The 3,778-nt window shown below is 66.5% G+C and carries 5 protein-coding genes; 4 read left to right on the top strand and 1 reads right to left on the bottom strand.

Annotation, left to right across the window (positions count from 1 at the left end; all coding sequences use genetic code 11):
- Positions 1-5 precede the first annotated feature (5 nt).
- From WAO18_RS21660 to WAO18_RS21645, 4 genes are read left to right on the top strand one after another with little or no spacing between them, the layout of a single operon-like run.
- Positions 6-557 (top strand): alpha/beta hydrolase, encoded by a 552-nt coding sequence (locus WAO18_RS21660; RefSeq protein WP_422208287.1) that lies wholly within the window; start codon positions 6-8, stop codon positions 555-557.
- On the top strand, positions 554-1,936 hold the full coding sequence (locus tag WAO18_RS21655; RefSeq protein WP_422208286.1) for a glutamine synthetase family protein: 1,383 nt from the start codon (positions 554-556) through the stop codon (positions 1,934-1,936). Before WAO18_RS21660 ends, WAO18_RS21655 begins: the two co-directional genes overlap by 4 nt.
- The gene (locus WAO18_RS21650) at positions 1,833-2,705 is read left to right on the top strand and encodes a gamma-glutamyl-gamma-aminobutyrate hydrolase family protein (protein WP_422208285.1); all 873 of its coding nucleotides are present in this window, start codon (positions 1,833-1,835) and stop codon (positions 2,703-2,705) included. The genes WAO18_RS21655 and WAO18_RS21650 overlap by 104 nt, the downstream gene beginning before the upstream one ends.
- A gap of 46 nt (positions 2,706-2,751) precedes the next feature.
- Complete coding sequence (locus WAO18_RS21645; protein WP_422208284.1) at positions 2,752-3,531, top strand: 3-oxoacyl-ACP reductase; 780 nt, start codon at positions 2,752-2,754, stop codon at positions 3,529-3,531.
- Positions 3,532-3,540: 9 nt separating this feature from the next.
- Here WAO18_RS21645 and WAO18_RS21640 read toward each other — a convergent pair.
- Positions 3,541-3,778 (bottom strand): PE/PPE C-terminal domain-containing protein (locus tag WAO18_RS21640; RefSeq protein WP_422208283.1); only part of this gene is annotated, 238 nt, incomplete at its 5' end.

Here is a 3,778-nt window from a genome sequence, read left to right as displayed (position 1 = left end):
CGATGATGACTACCGTCGACGGGTTTCCCATCCAGGTCTGCGACACCGGTCCGGAGAAGGGCTCCGTCGTGGTGTTGCTCTGCGCGGCCCAGCGCGCACTGACCGCGTACGAGGCGGTGTGTGAGCGTCTGCATACGGCGTCGCTGCGCACGATCGTGGTCGGCCCGGACCCCCGCCTGACACCGAAGTCGGTCGTCGGCATTCTGGACGCCCTCGACGTCAGTTGGGGGGTGCTGGTCGGCGACCGCGACGGCGCCGAACTCGCGTGGGAGTTGGCGGCAACCAGGCTGGACCGTTTCACCGGCCTGGTGGTCATCGACCGGGGTCATCCACAGGTTGCCGACCTCGCCGGGGTGGTTCGCGACGACAGCTGTCCACCGGTCGAAATCAACACAACCGCGTTGGTCAGCAACTCCGCCGCGCACGCCGTGGCTCGTGCCAGCCAGCGGTTCGTCTACGGCGACTACCGCATCGTGGAGTTGCTCGGACGCCGTAATGCGCACGAGTCGACGGCGCAACTGGCCGCCGAGATCGTCCTGCGCACCAGCACCTGGTGACGGACCCGAACTTGTCGCGCGACGAGCTCGACGGACTGGTCGCCGCCGGTGATATCGACACGGTGATCGTCGCGTTCGGCGACATGCAGGGCAGGCTGACGGGTAAGCGGGTCTCGGCCGCGTTCTTCGTCGACCAGGTCGCCGAGGGTGGCGCCGAATGCTGTAACTACCTGTTCGCCGTCGACGTCGACATGAACACCGTGGCCGGCTATGCGATGTCGGGCTGGGACACCGGCTACGGCGACATGGTGATGAAGCCGGATCTGACGACGTTGCGGCGGATTCCGTGGTTGCCCGGCACCGCGCTGGTGCTCGCCGACCTGGAGTGGCACGACGGCAGTCCGATCGAGCCCGCACCTCGTCGCGTCCTGCGCCGCCAACTGGAACGCCTACGCGAGCGCGGGTTGCACGCCTATGCCGCCACCGAGCTGGAGTTCATGGTCTTCGACGACACCTATCGGCAAGCCTGGGCCAACGGCTATCGGGACTTGACGCCGGCCAGTGACTACAACACGGACTATGCGGTGATGGCCTCCAGCCGCATCGAGCCGCTGCTGCGCGACATCCGGCAGCACATGCAGGGGGCGGGTCTGCGCTGGGAGGCCGTCAAGGGCGAGTGCAACAGGGGCCAGCAGGAGCTGGGCTTCGGCTACGACGAGGCACTGATCACGTGCGACAACCACGGCATCTACAAAAACGGCGCCAAAGAGATCGCCGATCAGCACGGCAAGTCGCTGACATTCATGTCGAAATACGATGAGCGCGAAGGCAACAGCTGCCACATCCACATGTCCCTTCGGTCAGCCGACGGTGCTGCGGTATTCGCCGACGACGATCAACCGCTCGGCATGTCACAGATATTTCGCAGCTTTGTCGCCGGCCAGTTGGCCACACTGCGCGAACTCACGTTGTTTTACGCACCGAATATCAACTCCTACAAGCGGTTTGCCGACCGAAGCTTCGCGCCCACCGTGGTGGCGTGGGGCTTGGACAACCGCACCTGTGCGCTGCGCGTCGTCGGCCACCGCGACAGCATGCGGGTGGAATGCCGGGTGCCCGGGGGAGACGTCAACCAGTACCTGGCCGTCGCGGCATTGATTGCCGGTGGGCTGAACGGCATCGAATGCGAGCTGCCACTGCCGGAACCGTGTGCGGGCAACGCTTATCAGCAGAGCGGGGACGGCAGCGACGGAGCAGTCGAGGGGTTGCCCGGTACGCTGGCCGAAGCCGCGGCGCTGTTCGACGCGTCGGCGGTCGCCCGGCAGGCGTTCGGAGATGCAGTGGTCGATCACTACGTCAACAACGCCCGCGTCGAGGTGGCCGCTTTCAACGCGGCGGTCACCGATTGGGAGCGAGTGCGTGGGTTTGAGCGGTTCTAAAGCACCGGTGATCGGCCTGACTACCTATCTGGAGCAGGCGCAGACCGGAGTCTGGGACGTGCGCGCCAGTTTTCTTCCGGCCGTCTACTTTCAGGGTGTGACCGCCGCCGGCGGCGTGGCCGTACTGCTGCCGCCGCAGCCGGTGGATGCCGATATCGCCGAGCGCGTTCTCGACAGCCTTGACGGACTGCTGATCACCGGCGGCAAGGACGTCGATCCAGCTGCCTATGGTCAGCAACCGCATCCGAGCACCGACCAACCCGGACAGCAGCGCGATGCGTGGGAGTTCGCGCTGGCGCGCGGGGCACTCAAACGGCAGCTTCCGGTGCTGGGTATCTGCCGCGGCGCGCAGGTGCTCAATGTCGCGCTCGGCGGAACTCTGCATCAGCACCTGCCCGATGTCATCGGCCACAGCGGACACCGGGCCGGCAACGCGGTGTTCACCACGATGCCGGTGCGCACCGTGGCCGGCACCCGGCTGGCCGGGGTGGTCGGTGAATCCGTTGACGCGCGGTGCTATCACCATCAGGCCATCGCCGAGCTCGGCGAGGGCCTGGTCGTCAGCGGTTGGGATGCCGATGGTGTGATCGAGGCGCTGGAGCTGCCCGGGGACGGCTTTGCGCTCGCGGTGCAGTGGCATCCGGAAGAAAGTCTGGAGGACCTGCGATTGTTCTCGGCGGTTGTCGAGGCGGCGCGGGCATACGCGAGTGGACGGGCGAGTTCATGCGCGCCGGCGACGATGCAGAGCGATGAGGAGGAGCGGCGCTAAATGCGCGCCGGCGACGATGCAGAGCGATGAGGAGGAGCGGCGCTAAATGACTGTGGATCTGAGTCGGCGGCTGGCCGGCAAGATCGCCGTGGTGACCGGTGGCGGCAGTGGTATCGGGCTGGCGTCGGCGCGACGCCTTCATGCCGAGGGCGCCACCCTGGTCATTGGCGACATCGATGAGCGGACCGGCACCACCGCGGCCGATGAGCTGGGTGGACTCTTTGTGCCAGTTGATGTTTCGGATGAGACCTCGGTCAATGGGCTCTTCGACACCGCGGCCGATCGTTACGGGTCGATCGACATTACGGTCAACAACGCCGGCATCTCGCCGCCGGACGACGATCTGATCGAGAACACCGAGCTGCCGGCGTGGCAGAAGGTGCAAGACGTCAACCTGAAATCGGTGTACCTGTGCTGCCGGGCGGTGCTGCGACACATGGCCCCTGCAGGCCACGGGTCGATCGTCAACATCGCCTCGTTCGTTGCGGTGATGGGATCGGCCACCTCGCAAATCTCCTACACCGCCTCCAAAGGCGGGGTGTTGGCGATGTCCCGCGAGCTCGGTGTGCAGTTCGCCCGCCAGGGCATCCGGGTCAACGCGCTGTGCCCGGGGCCGGTGAATACCCCACTGCTGCAAGAGCTTTTCGCCAAGGACCCCGAACGTGCGGCCCGGCGAATGGTGCACGTGCCGATTGGCCGGTTCGGTGAAGCCGACGAAATTGCCGCCGCCGTAGCGTTTTTGGCCAGCGATGACGCGTCGTTCATCACGGCGGCGACCTTCCTGGTCGATGGCGGTATCAGCGCTGCCTACACCACCCCGCTATAGCGTCGTGGCTCACCCCGCGGCCAGCGGACGTATCACCACCGTCGGCCGGAACCCGTATCGAGGAGCGTCGCCGCTGCTGTGACTTCCGGCCGCGTTGGCGAACGGCATCCCGGGCATGCCGGCTGCGACCGCAGGCGGTGCAGCGAGCGGCGTCTCTCCCAGCGTCGCGGAAAGCGGGCTTGTCGCCGGGGCGATCGCATCCCAGCTGGGCGGCACCGAGAGCGCTCCGATCGCCGTGCCCCGGCCG

Origin of the sequence: Mycobacterium sp., from assembly GCF_049278535.1 — a bacterium.
Lineage (GTDB): Bacteria > Actinomycetota > Actinomycetes > Mycobacteriales > Mycobacteriaceae > Mycobacterium.
The sequence above is the reverse complement of the archived record's forward strand: the minus strand, read 5'-3'. Positions and strand labels throughout refer to the sequence as shown.